We start from the raw sequence: 17938 nt of genomic DNA on the forward strand, positions 1-17938 counted from the left end.
ATGACCGACCTTCACCCCGTGCGCCGCGCGTTGCTTTCCGTTTCCGACAAGACCGGGCTGACCGAACTGGGAAAGGCGCTGGCCGAGCGCGGGGTCGAGCTGTTGTCGACCGGCGGAACCGCAAAGGCACTGCGTGATGCGGGGCTTGAGGTTCGAGACGTCAGCGAGATCACCGGTTTCCCCGAGATGATGGATGGTCGGGTCAAGACCCTGCACCCGATGGTACATGGCGGCCTTCTGGCGCTGCGCGACAATGACAGCCACGTCGCGGCAATGGATGAACATGGCATCGGTGCGATCGACCTACTGGTCGTGAACCTTTATCCGTTCGAGGCGACCGTGGCCAAGGGTGCCGACTATGACACCTGCATCGAGAATATTGATATCGGCGGCCCGGCGATGATCCGCGCGGCGTCCAAGAACCACGCCTTTGTCAACGTCGTTGTGGATGTTCAGGATTATGACGCGCTGCTGGCGGAACTGGCGGCCAATGACGGTCAGACCTCTTACGCGTTCCGTCAGGGTCTGGCGCAGACGGCCTATGCCCGCACCGCAGCCTATGATGCGGCCGTGTCGAACTGGATGGCCGATGCGCTTGCCGCGCAGGCCCCGCGCCGCCGTGCCTTTGCCGGAGAGCTGAAACAAACCCTGCGCTATGGCGAAAACAGCCACCAGCAGGCGGCGTTTTATACCGATGGCACTGGCCGTCCCGGCGTTGCCACCGCTGTTCAGCATCAGGGCAAAGAGCTGAGCTATAACAATATCAACGACACTGATGCCGCCTTTGAACTGGTTGCCGAGTTCGACCCGGCCGATACGTCGGCCTGCGCGATCATCAAACACGCCAATCCCTGCGGTGTCGCCACGGGTGCGACCTTGCTGGATGCTTACAAGGCGGCGTTTGACTGCGACCGTACATCGGCCTTTGGCGGGATCGTCGCCCTGAACCAGCCGCTGGATGCCGCAACCGCGCAGGAAATCACCGGCATCTTTACCGAGGTCGTCATTGCCCCCGGTGCCTCGGATGAGGCCAAGGCGATCTTTGCCGCCAAGAAAAACCTGCGCCTGCTGACCACCGAAGGTCTGCCGGACGTGACCGCCGGCGGCAAGACCGTGCGCCAGGTGGCCGGTGGCCTGCTGGTGCAGGACAAGGATAACGGCTTTGTCGGAATGGATGACCTGAAGGTTGTCACCAAGAAGGCCCCGACCGAGGAACAGATGCGCGACCTTCTGTTTGCCTGGAAAGTCGCCAAACACGTCAAGTCCAACGCCATCGTCTATGTCAAAGACGGCGCGACCGTCGGTGTCGGCGCGGGCCAGATGAGCCGGGTCGATTCGGCGTTGATCGCCGCGAAAAAGGCAGAACGCATGGCCGATGTACTGGGCCTGCCGCAGCCTCTGACCATCGGGTCGGCGGTGGCTTCGGACGCGTTTTTCCCCTTTCCTGACGGCCTGATGGAAGCGGCGCAGGCCGGTGCGACCTGCGTGATCCAGCCGGGCGGTTCGATGCGCGATGAGGAGGTGATCGCGGCTGCGGACGAGGCGGGTCTTGCCATGGTCTTTACCGGTATGCGGCATTTCCGTCACTGATGCGGTATCGGCTGCTATTCCTGGCCGGGCTGGCCGCGTTTCTGGTCGATCAGGTCAGCAAGTACCTGGTCGTCCATGTCATGCGCGTGGCCGAACAGCCGGGCGGTATCGACATCCTGCCGCCGCTGGTCGTGTTTAAGTATGGCGAAAACCGGGGCATCAACTTTGGCCTCCTGCAAGGCAATACCGAGGCCGCACGGTGGGTGTTGATCGCGGTGTCTGTTGCCATTTGCATCGGCGTCCTTGTCTGGCTGCGCCGCACGACGCCGACCGCATTCATGTTGTTTTGCGGCGGGCTTTTGATCGGTGGCGCGCTTGGCAATGTCATCGACCGGCTGCTTTATGGATATGTGCTTGATTTTCTGAACATGTCCTGTTGCGGCATCGATAATCCGTTTGTTTTCAACCTTGCGGATGTGTTCATCTTTGCCGGGGCGTTGGGGCTGGTGCTGTTCGATGGCAAAAAGCACTCGTGACGCGCCCGGCGATATGCGATAAAAGCGCCTGAAACAGGCTGGAGACACCCATGCGGATGCCGCGTTCCATCATTGCTTTGACATTCGTGGTTGCGGCTGCGGGGTGTTCCGATATCGGGCTGCGCAATCTTGAACCGCCCGGACCCGGCCCGGACGAGTTCTCGGTACTGCCGGTCAAGCCTTTGACGCAGCCCCAGGATTATGCGTTCCTGCCTGCCCCGACACCCGGTGGCGCAAATCTGACGGATCCCAACCCGATCGCCGATGCGGTTGTTGCCCTGGGCGGCAATTCGACGGCCCTGAATCCCAATGCGGCCGTTCCGTCCTCGGATGCGGCGCTTGTGACGGCGTCCAGCCGCTATGGCGTGCCGTCCAATACCCGCCAGGTCGTCGCGCAGGAGGATGCGGAATACCGCAAGCGCCAGGGCCGCTGGACACGGTTGCGCCTGTTCCCGGTGGACCGTTACGCACAGGCCTACAGCCGCCAGGCAATCGACCCCTATCAGCAGACCGAAGCCTTTCGGCGTCAGGGGTACGAAACACCATCCTCGCCGCCGGATGAATAATTCTTAACTTTCCGTCATTTCCCTTGAAGATGCCGGGTGCCGCCGTAGTTTGGACACAGAAACGATACGGAGGATGCCCCATGGTTCGGGCACTGGCGTTGACGGCCGCCCTGATGGCCGCGACCCCGCTTTTGGCAGAAGACGGGCACGAGGCCGTCACGACCTTTACGCTGGACAACGGAATGGATGTCGTGGTGGTCGAAGATCATCGCGCCCCGGTGGTCCAGCATATGGTCTGGTACCGGGCCGGGTCGGCGGACGAACCGATCGGATCGTCGGGCGTGGCCCATTTCCTTGAGCATTTGCTGTTCAAGGGCACCGATACCCTCGCGCCGGGAGAGCTGTCGGCGACCGTCGCCGCCAATGGCGGGAACGACAACGCGTTCACCTCTTATGACTATACCGCGTATTTTCAGCGTGTCGCGGCGGACCGCCTTGCATTGATGATGCAGATGGAATCCGACCGGATGCGCAACCTGCGCCTGACGGAAAAAGACATCGCGACCGAGCGGGACGTCATTCTGGAAGAACGCAACCAGCGCACCGAAAACAACCCGCGCGCCCTGTTCGGCGAACAGATGAGCGCGGCGCAATACCTCAACCACCGCTACGGCGTTCCGGTCATCGGCTGGATGCATGAAATGGAAACGCTGGACATGGACGACGCCCTGTCCTTTTACCAGACGCATTACGCGCCCAATAACGCGATCCTCGTGGTGACAGGCGATGTCGACCCCGCCGAGGTCCGCGACCTGGCCGAAGAATATTACGGCGTGCTTCCCGCCAATGAGAACCTGCCGGAACGTGTCCGTTCACAAGAGCCGCCGCAAACCGCCGCACGCCGGCTGACCTTCAAGGACCCGCGCGTGGCGCAGCCTTATGTTCAACGCAGCTATCTGGCACCGGAACGGGACCCCGGCGCCCAGGAGAAAGCCGCCGCGCTGTTTCTGCTGGCCGAGCTTTTGGGGGGCAGCACCACCTCCTACATGAACGAGAAACTTCAGCTTGAACAGGAATTGGCGGTCTATGCCGGTGCGTTTTATCGCGGTGTATCGCTGGATGACACGACCTTTGATCTGATCGTCGTTCCCACTCAGGGCGTTTCGCTGCAAGAGGCCGAAGATGCCATGGACCAGACGGTTGCCGACTTTGTTGCCGAAGGCGTGAACCCCGACGATCTGGAGCGGATCAAGATGCAACTCAGGGCATCCCAGGTCTATGCGCGCGACAATGTCGACGGGATCGGCAACCGCTATGGCCGCGCCCTGACCAGCGGCCTGACCGTCCAGGATGTGCAGGCTTGGCCCGACATACTGCAAGCGGTGACCGCGGATGAAATCATCGCGGCCGCCCGCGAGGTTCTGCAGCCCGAAACCTCGGTCACGGGCTGGTTGATGCGCGACGATGAGGTGACGCAATGAAGACCCTTTTCGCAACCTTGATCGCCTGCGTTCTGGCGCTGCCGGCATGGGCCGAGATTGATATCCAGGAAGTGACCTCGGAAAGCGGGATCAAGGCGTGGCTGGTCGAAGATCATTCGATCCCCTTTACCGCGCTTGAACTTCGGTTCCGGGGCGGCACCTCGCTGGATGATCCCGACAGCCGCGGCGCGGTTTACCTGATGAGCGGGCTGATCGAAGAAGGGGCCGGGGACATGGATGCCCGCACCTATGCGCGCGAACTGGAATCGCTGGCGGCGTCGATCGGGTACAATGCGGGCGACGACACGGTGTCGATCTCGGCGCAGTTTCTGACCGAAAACCGCGAGGCGGTTGTCGATCTGCTGCGGACAACGATCCACGAGCCGCGCTTTGACCCGGACGCGATCGAACGGGTAAAGGGCCAGATATTGTCGGGTCTGAAATCGGACCAGACCGACCCCAATGACATCGCAAGCCAGAGTTTTTCGGCAATGGCCTATGGCGACCATCCCTATGGCAGCGACGGCAAGGGCACGATCGAAAGCGTTTCGGCCCTGACACGGGATGACGTGACGCGCGCCTATGACGGAGTGTTTGCACTGGACCGGCTGTATGTGGCCGCCGTGGGCGACATCACCTCGGAAGAGTTGGGTGCATTGCTGGACAGCCTGCTTGCCGACCTTCCGGAAACGGGCAAGGCGATTCCGGGCAAGGCCCGCGTCGATATCCCCGGCGGCATTACCGTGGTCGATTTTGACACCCCGCAATCGGTGGCCCTGTTTGCCCAGAAAGGGATCGATCGGGATGACCCCGATTTCTTTGCGGCCTATATCCTGAACCACATCCTGGGCGGGGGCGGTTTCGAAAGCCGTCTGATGCAGGAGGTGCGCGAAAAACGCGGGCTGACCTATGGGGTCTATTCCTATCTTGTGCCCAAGGATCTGGCCTCGGTCTATCTGGGGTCGGTGTCATCGGCCAATGACCGCATCGCCGAAGCCATCGAGGTAATCCGCGCCGAATGGGCGCGCGCAGCGGCCGAAGGGGTCACCCAGAAAGAACTGGACGACGCCAAGACCTATCTGACCGGTGCCTATCCGCTGCGGTTTGATGGCAATGGCCAGATTGCCGGGATCATGGTCGGGATGCAGATGCAGGGCCTGCCGATCGACTATATCGCGACCCGCAATGACAAGGTGAATGCCGTTACGCTGGACGATGTGAACCGTGTCGCCGCCGAATTGCTGAACCCTGAGGGCCTGCATTTCACCGTGGTGGGCAAGCCGGTGGGCCTGGACGGCTGACGTTCAGGCCGCCATGGCGGTGGCGGCGCGGGCTTTGACCGTGTGGGTGTTGCTGCTGAGCAGTTTTTGACGCGCATGCCTGAAATGCGCGGCCTTGAGCGCATCGTCAATCTGCCGGTTGCGCCGCAAAAGGCGGGCAAGGCGCTGGCCATCGAAGACCAGACAGGTTGTCGGCTCGACCGCGCGAACCGTGGCGGTTGCCGGCAATCCGATGCCAAAAGTCAATTCTCCGAGGATTTGATCGGGGCCACATTGGTTGATCAACTGGCCGTTCTTCAGGACCGTTGTGCGGCCCGACAGAACATAGGCAAGATAGTCGCTGGTGATGTCCTCTTCGATCAGCACCTCGCCGGGTTCATAGGTGGTCAGCCTTGCCGTGTTCAACAGCTTGCGCGCGTGGTGGGGTTTGAGCGTTTCAAGGTAATTGGCAACGAACTGCTTTTCACATTCGGAAAACCGCACTAGGTGGCGCGAAAAATATCCGCGCAACAGGCCCATGACCGAGATCAGGATATAAGCCATCTGAATGATCGAGCCCGCAAGATTGAACTCTTCTGCCATGCTGATCAGCACGCAACTGGCGGCGATGATGACGAGCAGCGGATACAGAACACCCGACCCGCGAACGACGCCCATCTGCAGCAAAAAGTAATTGAGGATGTACAGCCCCGCGCCAAATACGCCGATCATCACGATCAGCTGTGCCATGTCCGTCACGTCCGTCGGAATTGTCAGCATTTCCCGGCCCACCCTGGCAATTTGATGGGCCCTCATAAGCGAGCGGGTCACGGGCTGTATATGAACAGCTTCACAGGTTATCCGGGTTCATGATTGTGCCTTGGCCTGCGCGCGCAGCATCTGCCCCATCATCTGCCCGAACTTGCCTGACCCGCGTTGATAAAGCGCCCCGTCCACGGCCAGGACAGTTCCGCTGATGTAACTTGCCAGATCCGAACTCAGGAACAGGCAGGCATTCGCCACGTCCTGCGGTTGGCCCCAGCGCCCAAGCGGCACGTCCTTGCGCAACGCCTCGCCTGCATCAGCAGTGGGGGCAAGCCGCCTGGCGCCTTCGGTGCCTTCGATAAAGCCGGGGACAACCGAATTGACGCGGATGCCCTCAACCCCCCATTCCATGGACAGCGTGCGCGTGATCTGATCGACGCCCGCCTTGGCCGCGCAGACATGGGCCTGCCCCTCATATGGCAAATAGGATTGCGGGGCCGAGATGTTGATGATGCTGGCGCCGGGGCGTTTCAGAAACGGATAGGCCCCTTTCATCACATGGATCGTCCCCATCAGGTCGATATCGATCACCGTCTTGAACGCATTGACCGACATTTCAGCGGCCAGCGCCGGAAAATTGCCCGCCGCGCCCGAAACCAGAACGTCGAAGTCACCAAACGCCTGATGAAACTGTTTCAGCCCTGCGGCCACGGCCTCGGCGTCGCGCACATCAAAGGCCGCTCCGATGGCGTCCTGCGCGCCCGCTTCTTTCAGCGCCGCGACCGTATCGTCCACCTTGTCCTGTGATCGGCTGGCGACGGCCAGCTTGGCCCCCGAGGCCGCAAAAGCCTCGGCAATGCCCCGGTTGATACCGCTGGTGCCGCCAATGACGATGACGGTTTGTCCTGAAAAATCCATAAGGGCCTCCCTTGGCGGGTGGCCCTATTCGCCATAGGGCACCCAGATGTTCTTAACCTCTGTCGCAGCCTGCAGGAAGCGGCGCGATTGGTCCACGCTCCAGTCAAATGCCGTCGCGTTATTGACCCAGCTCCGTTTCAGGTTCCCGGCTGATGCGGCCTCGATCTCTGCCGACAGATCGGTGGACGAGAACGACCAGACCGCATCCACGTTCAAATGCGCCGCCAGCGGCTTTGCCAGTTCCGCATGGCTGCCCGTCAGGATGTTGACCACACCCGCAGGCACGTCCGAGGTTTCCAGGACCTGATAGAAATCCGTCGCCGCCAACGGATACGGCTCGGATGCCGCCAAAACCACCCGGTTGCCCATGGCAATCGCCGGGGCCATGACCGAGACCAGACCCAGCAGAGGTGCCTCATCCGCGCAAAGCGCACCGATCACGCCGACCGGTTCCTTCATGGCAATGGCCACGCCCCGGATCGGAACGCCATGTACCTGACCGTCATATTTGTCGGCCCAGGCCGCGGCAGAGAACAGACGCTGGATCGCGGCGTCGACCTCTTTCGCGCCGCCTTTCTTGCCGGTCATGGCATCTATGCGGGCGGCGAATTCACCGGCGCGGGCCGAGAGGTTTTCGCCAACGTAATACAGGATCTGCGCCCGTAGGTGGCCGGTGGTCTTGGACCAACCCTTGGCGCCCGCTGCGGCCTCAACCGCGTTGCGAACGTCCTTGCGGTTGGCAAGGCCCACATGGCCCAGCAGGCCGGATTTGCCCCAGACGGGTTTGGAATAGCCGCCATCGGGCCGCGCCTGCTTGCCACCGACATACATCTTGGCGGTGCGGTCGATAGGGTCGACAGGGGCACCTTCGCCCATGACCGGTTCGACCTTGCCAAGCGTCTTGGCCTTGCCCTTGGGCCTGGTATAGGCGACCAGCCCTTCCCAACCCCCTTCGCGGCCAAAGCCGCTTTCGCGCACGCCGCCAAAGCCTGCGGCCGCGTCAAACAGGTTGGTGGCATTCACCCAGACCACGCCCGCAACCAGCTTGGGCGCGATATCCAGCGCCAGGTTCACATTCTCGGTCCAGACCGTCGCCGCCAGCCCATAGCGCGTGTTGTTGGCCAGCTCGACCGCCTCGGCCGGCGTGCGGAAGGTCGAGGAGACCAGAACCGGTCCAAAGATCTCTTCCTGCATCAGCGGGTCCGAGGTCTCGAGCCCCGAGATCAGCGTCGGCGGGTAGTAACAGCCGTTTTCCGGCAGTTCGCTGGCGGCCTGATGCACATGTCCGACGGTGTTGCTGTCGACCATGCTCTGGATGGTCTGCAACTGGACCGGGTCCACAACCGCGCCCACGTCAATGCACTTGTCCAGCGGATTACCTATGCGCAGATTATCCATCCGGGCACGCAGCTTGGCGTGGAACCGGTCGGCAATGCCCTCCTGCACCAGCAGGCGTGAACCGGCACAGCAAACCTGACCCTGATTGAACCAGATCGCATCAACCAGACCCTCGATCGCTGAATCGATATCGGCATCGTCAAAGACGATATAGGCGGATTTCCCGCCCAGCTCCAAAGTCAGTTCCTTGCCCGACCCGGCGGTCGCCTCGCGAATGCGGCGCCCCACGGCGGTCGAGCCGGTAAAGGCAATCTTGTCCACGTCCGAGGCGACGATCATCTCACCCACCGCACCGTCACCGGTGACAATGTTGACCACACCCCGTGGCAGCCCGGCCTGCGTGCAGATATCGGCAAACAGCAACGCCGTCAGCGAGGTATACTCAGCCGGTTTCAGAATCACCGTGTTGCCCATCGCCAACGCAGGCGCAATCTTCCATGCCAGCATCAGCAGCGGAAAGTTCCACGGAACAATCTGCCCGCAGACACCCAGCGCCTGGGCGTCGGGCAACTCGCTCTCCATCAACTGAGCCATGCCCGCGTGATAATAGAAATGCCGCTGCGCCAGCGGTATGTCGATATCGCGGGACTCTCGGATCGGCTTGCCGTTGTCCAGGCTCTCCAGCACGGCAAACAGGCGGGCGTGTTTCTGCAACAGCCGCGCAATGGCATAAAGATATCGCGCACGGGCCGCGCCACCCATCCCCGCCCATCCCAACTGCGCCTTGCGGGCGGCGGCAACGGCCGCGTCCACATCGGCCTGATTGGCTTGCGTCAGCTTGGCCAGCACCTCGCCCGTCGCCGGGTTGCGGCTGTCAAACCCCTTGCCGGGCTTGGTGAACGCACCATCGATATAGTGGCCAAACGTGTCACCCTGATCGACCAGCCAGGCCAGCGCCTCGGCTGCACTTTCGGGGGCCGGGCCGTAATCCATGGTCTCGAAAATCTCTTTGACTGTCATAGCTTCATCTTTTCCCAAATACTCACTGTCCAGACATCGCGGGTGTGCTCACCCCATCGGATGCCTGTAACCAGCCGAGTATGCCCCGGTGACATAATGTTCCAACTGCCGCTCGATATCGCCCAACAGGGATGACGCGCCAAAGCGGAACAGGTCGGGCTCCAACCAGCGGTCGCCCAGCTCGTCCTTGATCAGCGACAGGTACACCAGCGCATCCTTGGCCTTGGAAATTCCGCCCGCGGGCTTGTACCCCACCCGGTACCCGGTGCGGTCATAATAGTCGCGGATCGCCCGGATCATCACCAGCGACACGGGCAGGGTGGCGTTGACGCTTTCCTTCCCGGTCGAGGTCTTTATGAAATCGGCGCCCGCCATCATGCACACGACCGAGGCGCGGGCGACATTGCGCAGGCTGCCCAGTTCTCCGGTCGCCAGAATGGCTTTGACATGGGCATCGCCGCAAGCTGCGCGAAAGGCTTTCATCTCGTCAAACAAAGCCTGCCAATCGCCCGACAGCACATGGCGGCGCGAGATCACGATGTCGATCTCATCGGCACCGGCCTTCACGCTTTCCTCGATCTCGGCCACGCGCAGGTGAAACGGGGACAGACCCGCGGGAAACCCGGTGGAAACCGCGGCGACGGGTATGCCCGTGCCTTTCAGTGCCGCAACGGCCGTTTCGATCATGTCATGGTAAACGCAGACGGCCCCGGTGGTGATCGGTGGCATGTCCAAAGCCTGCAATACAGCCGGTGCAACCGGCTGCCGGGCCTTGGCGCACAGGCGCCGCACACGGCCGACCGTATCATCGCCGGACAGGGTGGTCAGGTCGATCATCGTGATCGCCTTCAACAGCCACGCGGCCTGATATTCTTTTTTCACCGAACGTCGCCCGGGCAAGGTCGCGGCGCGGCGTTCAATGGCCGAAGTATTGGCCTGCACGGCGCGGACCCAGTCCAGATCAAGCTCCATCCCCGGGTTCCGGGGCTCGGTGACCTGCGGCAGATGCGGCGTGCGCACGGGGCTTTCTGAGCTCTGCGTATCCATCTTTACGTCCTTTGGGAGGTTCGCGCCAAAGTCGCACGGGACGGGCCCAAATGGAAGGCATGTGAGGGCCGCGCGGCAAATAATTTGACCATTTGGACAAAAAATCCGAGATTATTTGCGAATAAGTCGCAATAGCGTTGACTTAGTTGCGAATGGTTCGCATATTCATTCTCAGGTACACCCTGAATCGAGGTCCCCGATGATTCGTCGCAGCCTTCTGGCAGCAATTGCTTTTGCCACGACGCTTGTTACTGCCGCCTGGGCGGATGCGCCGCTAAAGGTCGTCGCAACCACCGGGATGATCGCGGACGCCGCGCGGCAGATCGGCGGTGAAATGGTCGAGGTCCGTGGCCTGATGGGGCCGGGGGTCGATCCCCACGCCTATCGCCAGACCCGCAGCGACATCGTTGCGATGACGCGGGCGGACCTGGTGCTATGGCACGGCCTGTACCTGGAAGCGCAGATGCAAGATTTCTTTGGCGACCTTGGCCGCAAACGCACCGTCGTTGCGGTGGCAGATGGCCTCGACAAGGCCAAGCTGCGCGCCCATGACGATTACGCGGACAAGTTCGACCCGCATGTCTGGATGAGCCCGGCGCTGTGGAAAGATGTCGTGGTCGAGGTGCAGAACGCCTTGATCGCCGCCCGCCCCGATGCGGCCGAGGATTTCACCCGCAATACACAGGCCTTTCTGGCCGAAATCGACCGTTTGGACGCCTATGCCCAAAAGGTTCTGGCTGGGGTGCCGGACAACAACCGTGTCCTGGTCACCGCCCATGATGCCTTTGGCTATTTCGGGGCGGAATTCGGGTATGAGGTCCTGGGCATCCAGGGCATCTCGACCCAGTCCGAGGCCGGTCTGAACCGGATTGGCGCCTTGGTTGACACCATGGTGGACCGGCAATTGACCGCCGTGTTCGTTGAAAGCTCGGTCTCTGACCGCTCGATGCGGGCACTGATCGAAGGCGCTGCGGCCAAAGGGCATGATGTGGGTGTTGGCGGTGAACTCTATTCCGACGCCATGGGCGAACCCGGCACCTATGAGGGCACCTATGTCGGGATGCTGGATCACAACATCACCGTGATCGCCGGTGCTTTGGGTGCGGATGTGCCTGCGCGCGGCCTGAACGGCAAATTGTCGGCGGGGTTCTGAACACATGCTTGAGCTTGCCGCCGTACAGGGCGTTTCCATCCCGACACCTGACACCCAAGACAGCCCGCTGGCCATCCGCGGACTGACCGTGTCCTATGGTCAGAAACCGGCGGTGTTTTCGGTCGACATGACCGTTCAGCCGGGCGCCATGACCGCAATCATCGGACCCAACGGAGCGGGCAAATCGACCCTTCTCAAGGCGGCGCTGGGCATTGTGCCGATGGTGTCGGGTCAGGTGACCGTTTACGGCAAACCGCTGACGGAACAACGCGCGCGGGTTGCCTATGTGCCGCAGCGCGCCAGCGTGGATTGGGATTTTCCCACCCGCGTCATTGATGTTGTGCTGATGGGGTTGTCCCGGCAACTTGGTTTGCTGGGGCGTATCCGCGCACGGCACATGGCGCGCGCGGCGGATTGCCTGCGTCAGGTCGGCATGCAGGATTTTGCGGATCGTCAGATCGGGCAGCTCTCGGGTGGGCAGCAACAGCGCGTTTTCCTGGCGCGTGCGCTGGCTCAGGATGCAGACCTTTATCTGCTGGACGAGCCGTTTGCCGGGGTGGACGCGGCCACGGAAAGGGCCATCATCACGGTTCTGAAATCGTTGAAGGATGCCGGAAAGACCGTCGTGGTCGTGCATCATGACCTGGCGACGGTCACAGATTACTTCGATCACGTCTACCTGATCAACACCCGCAAAGTGGCCGAAGGCCCGGTTGCACAGGCCTTTACGGCCGAAAGCCTGCAGGCCGCCTATGGCGGTCGTCTGGCCACCGCTCAGATCGATCAGATTTCCCACGCGCTGGGTTAACCATGGTCTGGGATGCCCTGACCCTGCAACTTGGTTACAACGCGACGCTGGTTGCCATTGGCGCGACCCTTCTGGGCGTGTCTGCCGGGGTCACGGGGACCTTCCTGTTCCTGCGCAAGCGCGCGCTGGTCAGCGACGCGATCAGCCACGCGACCCTGCCGGGTGTCTGCCTGGCCTTCATGGTCCTGGTGGCCCTGGGCGGCGATGGCCGCAACCTGCCCGGATTGCTTTTGGGGTCGGCCGTATCGGCCTGGGTGGGGCTTTTGTGCATGAACTGGCTGACCCGCCGCACCCGCCTGGCCGAAGATGCCGCGATCGGCGCGGTCTTGTCGGTGTTCTTCGGGTTCGGGATCGTGTTGCTGACGATCATTCAGACAATGGGCGCGGGGCGGCAAGCCGGGCTCGAAGGTTTTTTGCTTGGGTCGACTGCGGGGATGCTGTGGTCGGATGCGTTTGTCATAGCGCTTGGCGGCGCTGCGACCCTGGGCCTGGTGCTGGTTCTGCGCCGCCCGATGACATTGGTGGCCTTTGACCCCGAATATGCGGCCGCGCGGGGCCTGCCGGTGCACCGGATCGACCTTGCCATGATGGGGCTGGTCATGGCGGTGACCGTGGTCGGCCTGAAAATCGTCGGCCTGATCCTGATTGTCGCCTTGCTGATCATTCCCGCCGTAACCGCGCGCTTTTGGGCCGAGCGATCCGAACGTGTCGTGTTGCTGGCCGGGATGTCCGGCGGTTTGGCCGGATACCTGGGTGCGGCGCTGTCTGCCTCGGCGCCGAACCTGCCCACGGGGCCGATCATCGTGCTGGTCAGTTTCGGCTTTTTCGCGGTGTCGCTGCTGTTTGCGCCCGCGCGCGGTGTTCTGGCGGCCGTGCTGCGTCACCTGAGATTCCAGCGGCGCGTGCATATCCGACAAGGCCTGTTGGCCCTGGCACAGGGGCAGACGATCTATGAACCGTTGACCTTGCGTCTGTTGCGGCGGGCCGGTGTCGTGCGGGCCGATGGCGTGGCGACCGAAACCGGCAAGGCGCGTGCGGCAAAAGCGCTGCGCGATGAAAAGCGGTGGCAGGTGGTACGCGCGGACCTGGCGCATGAGGCAACCGCAGCGCTGTATGACGGGTTGCGCGATATCGAAACGGTGCTGACCCGCGACCAGATCGCCGATGTCGACAGCCGCATCGGTGGCCCGCAAGAGGTGCAGCCATGAACGGTGAAGAATTCGTCCCATTGTCGCTGACGCCGCTGTTGATCGGGATCTTCGCCGCAATCGCCTGCGCGCTGCCCGGCAACTTTCTGGTGCTGCGCAAGCAGGCGTTGATCGGTGACGCCATCAGCCATGTGGTCCTGCCCGGGATCGTGGTGGCCTTTCTGCTGACCGGTGCGATCTCGACCTGGCCCATGATGCTGGGCGCCGCCGGCGCGGCCGTGGTCGCGGTGGTGATGATCGAAGCCATCCGCCGCCTGGGCCAAATCGAGACCGGTGCTGCGATGGGGGTCGTCTTTACCACCATGTTTGCCGCAGGAGTTTTGTTGCTGGAACAAACCGATACGTCCTCGGTCCATCTGGACGTCGAACATGCGCTGTATGGCAATCTGGAAAGTCTGATCTGGCTGGATGCGACAGGGTGGTCATCGCTGACCAATCCGCAGGCGCTGGCTGGGCTGCCGCCCGAATTGCCGCGTATCGCGCTGACCTTGGCCGGGGTGGTCCTGTTTACCTGGCTGCTTTGGCGGCCTCTGAAGATTTCGACCTTTGACGAAGGCTTTGCCAGGACCATCGGGATCCGCACCGGTGCCTTGGGTATGGCGCTGGTGATCGCCGCCGCCATCGCGGCGGTCGCGGCCTTTGACGCGGTGGGGTCGATCATCGTGATCGCCATGTTCATCTGCCCGCCCTCGGCGGCCCGGATGATGACCAACCGGCTTGAGATGCAAGTCGGCTGGAGCATAATATTCGCGGCCTTTTCGGCCATCTCGGGTTACGTTCTGGCCGGATACGGACCGCTATGGCTGGGTGGGACCGATGCGGTCAGCGCCGCGGGCATGATTGCCACGATGTCAGGCCTGGTCCTGGCTGTCGCGGCCCGTTTCGGCCCCTGTCGCACCCGCGCCGGCGCGCCCGTATCAGGCTGATCCGGCGCAAACCCGCCACCGGCCTTCGCCTGCAATCGGCCAAACTTTGCCCACTTCGCGCGGACCCGGATTATGTGAAGAAAAATTTGTCATTTTATGGTAAAACTTGTTCAATTGTTAACCGACTGACCACCACTCGCTCGTGATCGTCCGGGCAGTCGCGCCGCCAAAGGCTAACCACACGTCTTTGCCATTAGCGATTGTTCGGACGCCCCCTCGACCCTTCGGACCCAAGGCTGAATCCTGTGGCAGAATCGCGGCAGGTTGTGCTAGGTCTAGCGGTATGGCGCAGGCAAACCCCAATATCAGCGAAAATTCTGGCGTGATCCGTCAGCTCGACGATGCAGCAATCAACCGGATTGCGGCAGGCGAAGTGGTGGAACGCCCGGCCTCGGCCGTCAAGGAATTGGTCGAAAACGCGATTGATGCGGGGGCGACGCGGGTGTCCGTCGACATAGCAGACGGGGGAAAGACGCTGATTCGCGTCACCGATGATGGCTGTGGAATCGCACCGCAGGATTTGCCGCTTGCGCTGTCCCGGCATGCGACGTCGAAGATCGACGGATCGGATCTGTTGAACATACACACCTTCGGTTTTCGGGGCGAGGCGCTGCCATCGCTGGGGGCCGTCGGGCGCCTGACCATTACCAGCCGGGCAAAAGGGTCCGAGGCCGCGTCGATCCATGTTGCGGGCGGTCGGGCCGAGGCGGTCAAACCTGCCGCCCTGCGCGCGGGAACGGTCGTGGAACTGCGTGACCTGTTCTTTGCGACGCCTGCGCGGTTAAAGTTCATGCGCACCGACCGGGCCGAGGCGCAGGCCATCTCTGATACGGTCAAACGTCTGGCCATGGCGGAACCGGCGGTCACATTTACCTTGCGCGATGTCTCGGGCGGTGGCGAAGGGCGCGTGACCTTCCGCGCCGATCGCGAAAACGGCGACCTGTTTGATGCCCTGCACGCCCGGCTTGCGCGTGTGATCGGGCGCGAGTTTGCCGAAAACGCTTTGCAGATAGATGCTACGCGCGAAGGAATTCGCCTTTACGGCTATGCGGCCCTGCCGACCTATTCGCGCGGAGCTGCGGTGGCACAGTACCTGTTCGTCAATGGACGCCCGGTGCGCGACAAGATGCTGACCGGTGCATTGCGGGCGGCCTATTTCGATTTTCTCAGCCGGGACCGCCACCCGGCGGCGGCGCTGTTTCTGGATTGCGACCCGACCCTGGTGGACGTGAACGTGCATCCTGCAAAGTCCGAGGTGCGGTTTCGCGATCCGGGCGTGGCGCGCGGATTGATCGTTTCGGCTTTGCGGCATGCCCTGGCCGAGGCCGGGCACAGGGCGTCTTCGACCGTTGCCAACGCGACTTTGGGCGCGATGCGGCCCGAGGCGCCTCAGCCCACCTCTGGGCGGGTCTATCAGATGGATCGCCCGTCGTCTGCCGCGCGGCAGGCAGCCTTTCGGGCGCAGTCGCCGGGGTTTTCCGAACTGTCCGACAGCTATAGCGGCCATGTGGTCGCGCCGGTTGCCACGGCAGAGCCTGTGCCGCAGGAGGTCCCGTCTGGTGCCGCCAGCTTGCCCTTGGGCGCGGCGCGCGGTCAGGTGCACGAAAACTATATCATCGCGCAGACCGCGGACGGGATGGTGATCGTGGATCAGCATGCCGCGCATGAACGGCTGGTCTACGAAAAACTCAAACGCCAGATGGCCGAGAACGGTGTCGCCGCGCAGGCTTTGCTGATCCCCGAGATCGTCGAACTGTCCGAAGGCGATTGCGCGCGACTTATGGGGGTGGCCGATGACCTCTCGCGCCTTGGTTTGACGCTGGAGCCTTTCGGCGGAGGGGCAATTGCCGTGCGCGAAACCCCGGCCCTTTTGGGCGAGGTCGATGCTCGCGCCATGATCCTGGACATCCTCGATGAACTGTCCGACCAGGGCGAAACCCATTTGGTTCAGGCCCGGATCGAGGCGATCCTCAGCCGCGTTGCCTGCCACGGTTCGATCCGGTCTGGCCGCTGGATGCGGGCCGAGGAAATGAATGCCCTGCTGCGCGAGATGGAGGCCACGCCCCATTCCGGTCAGTGCAATCACGGGCGGCCGACTTACGTGGAACTGAAACTGACCGATATCGAACGCCTGTTCGGGCGCAGTTGATCCCGCTGCTGGTGCGGGGTATGAAGAATAAAACAAGAACACCCGAGGCAACATGATCGAGATTGCAGGCACCCAATATGCAATAGACGACCCCGTGATCCTGATTGGCGGGGGTGTTGTTGTTCTGATCCTTCTGCTGTTGTTCCTGTCGCTACGGGCATCTCAACGGTCCGCCCGGATGGCGGAACCTCTGGCGCGCCAGATGGCGCATCTGGGGCAACATGTGCAGGCTTTGGGCCAGGGGCAGGAGCAATTGCGCGGCGGGTTGCAGCATGTCTCGGACACGCAGGCCAATGCGCAGGTGCAGGTGATCCAGACAGTTGAATCGCGCCTGTCCTCGGTCCAGCAGCAGATGAATGACCGGCTGGCGGATAACGCGATGAAATCGGCGCGTGCCTTGGCCGAGATGCAGGAACGAATGAAGGAATCGCTGCACGGGTCTTCGAAACAGACCGCGACGTCACTGACCCAGTTGCAGGAACGGCTTTCGGCCATCGACAAGGCGCAGGACAATATCACCAAGCTTTCGGGCGACGTGCTGACGCTGCAGGATATCCTGTCGAACAAACAGACCCGAGGCGCGTTTGGGGAAATTCAGCTGAACGATATTGTGTCCAAGGCGCTGCCCTCGGACAGTTTCAAGCTTCAGGCGACGTTGTCGAACGGACGCCGGGCGGATTGTCTGATTCACCTGCCGAACCCTCCGGGGCCCATCGTGATCGACAGCAAGTTCCCGTTGGAGGCTTATGAGGCGCTGATCGGGTCGGGCAATGATGCCGAGTTGAAGGCGGCGGTGCAGATGTTCCGCAGCACGGTGCGCAAACATATCAACGATATCGCCGAGAAATACATTCTGGACGGTGAAACCGCCGATGGCGCGCTGATGTTCCTGCCCTCCGAGGCGGTCTATGCCGAGTTGCACGCCAAGTTCCCGGAACTGGTGCAAGAGAGTTTCAGCAAACGCGTCTGGATCGTATCGCCCACTACCTGCATGGCAACGCTGAACACGATGCGCGCGATCCTCAAGGATGCGCGGATGCGTGAACAGGCCGGTGCAATCCGCAAAGAACTGGGATTGCTGCACAAGGATGTCGAACGGCTGGGCGACCGGGTTGCCAATCTGGACCGCCATTTCGGACAGGCGGCCAAGGATATCTCGGACATCAAGATCAGCGCAGACAAGGCCGGGCGCCGGGCACAGCGGCTGGACAATTTCGATTTCGAGGAACTGGCCCCCGACAACCAGCCGGGTGTGGTTCCATTGGCCCGAACCGAAGGGTAAGGTGACCGGACC

The 17938-nt window shown here is 62.1% G+C and carries 15 protein-coding genes; 11 read left to right on the top strand and 4 right to left on the bottom strand.

From position 1 onward, the window contains the following. From purH to ACXAG8_RS10015, 5 genes are all read left to right on the top strand, one after another. A complete protein-coding gene (gene purH, locus ACXAG8_RS09995; protein WP_475223720.1) occupies positions 1-1590 on the top strand; it encodes a bifunctional phosphoribosylaminoimidazolecarboxamide formyltransferase/IMP cyclohydrolase in 1590 nt (529 codons plus the stop codon). Next, positions 1590-2066, top strand: a complete 477-nt coding sequence (gene lspA, locus ACXAG8_RS10000; protein ID WP_475223721.1) for a signal peptidase II — start codon at positions 1590-1592, stop codon at positions 2064-2066. Before purH ends, lspA begins: the two co-directional genes overlap by 1 nt. Positions 2067-2116: 50 nt before the next feature. Further along, the gene (locus ACXAG8_RS10005) at positions 2117-2632 is read left to right on the top strand and encodes a DUF3035 domain-containing protein (protein ID WP_475223722.1); all 516 of its coding nucleotides are present in this window, start codon (positions 2117-2119) and stop codon (positions 2630-2632) included. Between the two features lie 80 nt (positions 2633-2712). Next, positions 2713-4053: a M16 family metallopeptidase gene (locus ACXAG8_RS10010; protein WP_475223723.1), complete on the top strand. Its 1341-nt coding sequence runs from the start codon at positions 2713-2715 to the stop codon at positions 4051-4053. Further along, positions 4050-5354 carry a M16 family metallopeptidase gene (locus ACXAG8_RS10015; protein ID WP_475223724.1) on the top strand — a complete coding sequence of 435 codons (1305 nt, stop codon included), beginning with the start codon at positions 4050-4052 and terminating at the stop codon, positions 5352-5354. Before ACXAG8_RS10010 ends, ACXAG8_RS10015 begins: the two co-directional genes overlap by 4 nt. Before the next feature lie 3 nt (positions 5355-5357). Here ACXAG8_RS10015 and ACXAG8_RS10020 read toward each other — a convergent pair whose 3' ends face one another. The 4 genes from ACXAG8_RS10020 to deoC all read right to left on the bottom strand — a co-directional run bounded on the left by ACXAG8_RS10020 (position 5358) and on the right by deoC (position 10400). Continuing rightward, entirely contained in the window at positions 5358-6092 is a 735-nt protein-coding gene (locus tag ACXAG8_RS10020; RefSeq protein ID WP_475223725.1) for a cyclic nucleotide-binding domain-containing protein, read from the bottom strand. A gap of 87 nt (positions 6093-6179) precedes the next feature. Next, a complete protein-coding gene (locus ACXAG8_RS10025) occupies positions 6180-6995 on the bottom strand; it encodes an SDR family oxidoreductase (RefSeq protein ID WP_475223726.1) in 816 nt (271 codons plus the stop codon). Positions 6996-7019: 24 nt separating this feature from the next. Beyond that, positions 7020-9353, bottom strand: a complete 2334-nt coding sequence (locus ACXAG8_RS10030) for an aldehyde dehydrogenase family protein (protein WP_475223727.1) — start codon at positions 9351-9353, stop codon at positions 7020-7022. A 48-nt stretch (positions 9354-9401) separates the two neighbouring features. Then, positions 9402-10400 carry a deoxyribose-phosphate aldolase gene (gene deoC / locus ACXAG8_RS10035; RefSeq protein ID WP_475223728.1) on the bottom strand — a complete coding sequence of 333 codons (999 nt, stop codon included), beginning with the start codon at positions 10398-10400 and terminating at the stop codon, positions 9402-9404. A gap of 199 nt (positions 10401-10599) precedes the next feature. On the opposite strand from deoC, the gene ACXAG8_RS10040 reads away from it, so the two are divergent. From ACXAG8_RS10040 to ACXAG8_RS10065, 6 genes are all read left to right on the top strand, one after another. Continuing rightward, positions 10600-11553, top strand: a complete 954-nt coding sequence (locus ACXAG8_RS10040) for a metal ABC transporter solute-binding protein, Zn/Mn family (protein ID WP_475223729.1) — start codon at positions 10600-10602, stop codon at positions 11551-11553. 4 nt (positions 11554-11557) lie between these two features. Continuing rightward, positions 11558-12361 carry a metal ABC transporter ATP-binding protein gene (locus ACXAG8_RS10045; protein ID WP_475223730.1) on the top strand — a complete coding sequence of 268 codons (804 nt, stop codon included), beginning with the start codon at positions 11558-11560 and terminating at the stop codon, positions 12359-12361. A gap of 2 nt (positions 12362-12363) precedes the next feature. Further along, entirely contained in the window at positions 12364-13569 is a 1206-nt protein-coding gene (locus tag ACXAG8_RS10050) for a metal ABC transporter permease (RefSeq protein WP_475223731.1), read from the top strand. Beyond that, positions 13566-14495 (top strand): metal ABC transporter permease, encoded by a 930-nt coding sequence (locus ACXAG8_RS10055; RefSeq protein WP_475223732.1) that lies wholly within the window; start codon positions 13566-13568, stop codon positions 14493-14495. Before ACXAG8_RS10050 ends, ACXAG8_RS10055 begins: the two co-directional genes overlap by 4 nt. Before the next feature lie 283 nt (positions 14496-14778). Next, the gene (mutL, locus tag ACXAG8_RS10060) at positions 14779-16644 is read left to right on the top strand and encodes a DNA mismatch repair endonuclease MutL (RefSeq protein ID WP_475223733.1); all 1866 of its coding nucleotides are present in this window, start codon (positions 14779-14781) and stop codon (positions 16642-16644) included. 52 nt (positions 16645-16696) lie between these two features. Further along, complete coding sequence (locus ACXAG8_RS10065; protein WP_475223734.1) at positions 16697-17926, top strand: DNA recombination protein RmuC; 1230 nt, start codon at positions 16697-16699, stop codon at positions 17924-17926. Positions 17927-17938: the final 12 nt, after the last annotated feature.

Source organism: Ruegeria sp. ABD4_443, assembly GCF_056160865.1.

What these genes read in the sequence shown, in the direction of transcription:
- purH (WP_475223720.1), top strand. Translation starts at nt 1, where the DNA reads ATGACCGACCTTCACCCCGTGCGCCGCGCGTTGCTTTCCGTTTCCGAC.
- lspA (WP_475223721.1), top strand. Translation starts at nt 1,590, where the DNA reads ATGCGGTATCGGCTGCTATTCCTGGCCGGGCTGGCCGCGTTTCTGGTC.
- ACXAG8_RS10005 (WP_475223722.1), top strand. Translation starts at nt 2,117, where the DNA reads ATGCGGATGCCGCGTTCCATCATTGCTTTGACATTCGTGGTTGCGGCT.
- ACXAG8_RS10010 (WP_475223723.1), top strand. Translation starts at nt 2,713, where the DNA reads ATGGTTCGGGCACTGGCGTTGACGGCCGCCCTGATGGCCGCGACCCCG.
- ACXAG8_RS10015 (WP_475223724.1), top strand. Translation starts at nt 4,050, where the DNA reads ATGAAGACCCTTTTCGCAACCTTGATCGCCTGCGTTCTGGCGCTGCCG.
- ACXAG8_RS10020 (WP_475223725.1), bottom strand. Translation starts at nt 6,092, where the DNA reads ATGCTGACAATTCCGACGGACGTGACGGACATGGCACAGCTGATCGTG.
- ACXAG8_RS10025 (WP_475223726.1), bottom strand. Translation starts at nt 6,995, where the DNA reads ATGGATTTTTCAGGACAAACCGTCATCGTCATTGGCGGCACCAGCGGT.
- ACXAG8_RS10030 (WP_475223727.1), bottom strand. Translation starts at nt 9,353, where the DNA reads ATGACAGTCAAAGAGATTTTCGAGACCATGGATTACGGCCCGGCCCCC.
- deoC (WP_475223728.1), bottom strand. Translation starts at nt 10,400, where the DNA reads ATGGATACGCAGAGCTCAGAAAGCCCCGTGCGCACGCCGCATCTGCCG.
- ACXAG8_RS10040 (WP_475223729.1), top strand. Translation starts at nt 10,600, where the DNA reads ATGATTCGTCGCAGCCTTCTGGCAGCAATTGCTTTTGCCACGACGCTT.
- ACXAG8_RS10045 (WP_475223730.1), top strand. Translation starts at nt 11,558, where the DNA reads ATGCTTGAGCTTGCCGCCGTACAGGGCGTTTCCATCCCGACACCTGAC.
- ACXAG8_RS10050 (WP_475223731.1), top strand. Translation starts at nt 12,364, where the DNA reads ATGGTCTGGGATGCCCTGACCCTGCAACTTGGTTACAACGCGACGCTG.
- ACXAG8_RS10055 (WP_475223732.1), top strand. Translation starts at nt 13,566, where the DNA reads ATGAACGGTGAAGAATTCGTCCCATTGTCGCTGACGCCGCTGTTGATC.
- mutL (WP_475223733.1), top strand. Translation starts at nt 14,779, where the DNA reads ATGGCGCAGGCAAACCCCAATATCAGCGAAAATTCTGGCGTGATCCGT.
- ACXAG8_RS10065 (WP_475223734.1), top strand. Translation starts at nt 16,697, where the DNA reads ATGATCGAGATTGCAGGCACCCAATATGCAATAGACGACCCCGTGATC.